General features: G+C 38.9%; 1 protein-coding gene. It reads left to right on the top strand.

Features of this window, described 5'->3' with window-relative positions; genetic code table 11:
* The first annotated feature begins 591 nt into the window (after positions 1–591).
* On the top strand, positions 592–978 hold the full coding sequence (locus QT994_RS27715; RefSeq protein WP_333180353.1) for a hypothetical protein: 387 nt from the start codon (positions 592–594) through the stop codon (positions 976–978).
* Positions 979–1,101: the final 123 nt, after the last annotated feature.

Genomic DNA, 1,101 nt, shown 5'->3' with positions numbered 1-1,101 from the left:
TAGACGAATTAAAATATCTGGAGCAAGTTGGAAATCAGAACATATTGGACAGGTATTGGCTCATCGATGTGCTTACTGAAATGACTTAATTGGTAAGCAAAGAAATAGTTAAGTATAAATACTCATCGCAAAAGTGACACGCTCCCTGTCACTCTTGCTCTTCCTGGTAACGAGTAGAATCATTTAGGATTGCTATAGCAGATGTTTAAGGAAGAAGGCCCTTCGATTGAGTTTATCCTGAGCGTAGTCGAAGGGTCGAAGGGCAGTGCACTGCCTCGCTCAGGAACCGCGAGTTGCTATAGCAAGTCTATTTGAGTCGTGAATGTAGACCAACCTGAAACGCTTGTGATGATTGAATAGATTGTTTACAAATCAAAGGGTTTTGCTATATAAGTTTGAGAAAATTCACAAAAAGCCACAAAAATATTGTATATTTAATCTGTGTTACCAATCTACCTAAGTCGATTTGAAGACTATTATTAAAATAATCTTTTTAGAAAAGTAGGATTGCAGGAAGTACATTAAATACTTAAAAGTGTTATTGTACGAGGCGAGGCTGGCATACAACGATCAAACAAGTAGAGTATGTAAATGTCAGAAATATCATTAAACACTGCTGTAGCTTTTATTATTTTAAAACGTCCTGAAGAAACTCAGAGAGTATTCGCAGAAATTCGGAAATTCAAGCCTCCTAAATTGTTAGTAGTTGCTGAGGGACCCCGGCCAGATAGACCTGGAGAGGAGCTGCAATGCGCTGCTGCTCGTGCTATTATTGACCAGGTGGATTGGGAATGCGAAATTTTTAGGAATTATGCAGACACTAATTTGGGCTGTCGCGATCGCGTTTCTAGCGGGCTAGATTGGGTGTTTGATACGGTTGAAGAGGCTATTATTATTGAGGATGACTGTCTGCCTGATCCTACATTTTTTCGTTTCGCTGAGGAATTGCTGGATCGCTACCGAGACGAAAGTTGCTAAATGCACAAAGGCACTTAGAGGGCAATCCTGAGTGTGGATTAGTGGTGATAAGTAGTTAAGCAAAATTAATTACATAATTATCTCCAAATTATTTAAGAATTTTTTCTACAGATGAAACAAGAG

It is taken from the genome of Microcoleus sp. S13_B4 (assembly GCF_036700885.1).
Lineage (GTDB): Bacteria > Cyanobacteriota > Cyanobacteriia > Cyanobacteriales > Microcoleaceae > Microcoleus.
This window is presented reverse-complemented; position numbering and strand designations above follow the sequence as displayed.

Coding starts and splice junctions, on each gene's coding strand:
- QT994_RS27715 (WP_333180353.1), top strand. CDS start 592: ATGTCAGAAATATCATTAAACACTGCTGTAGCTTTTATTATTTTAAAA.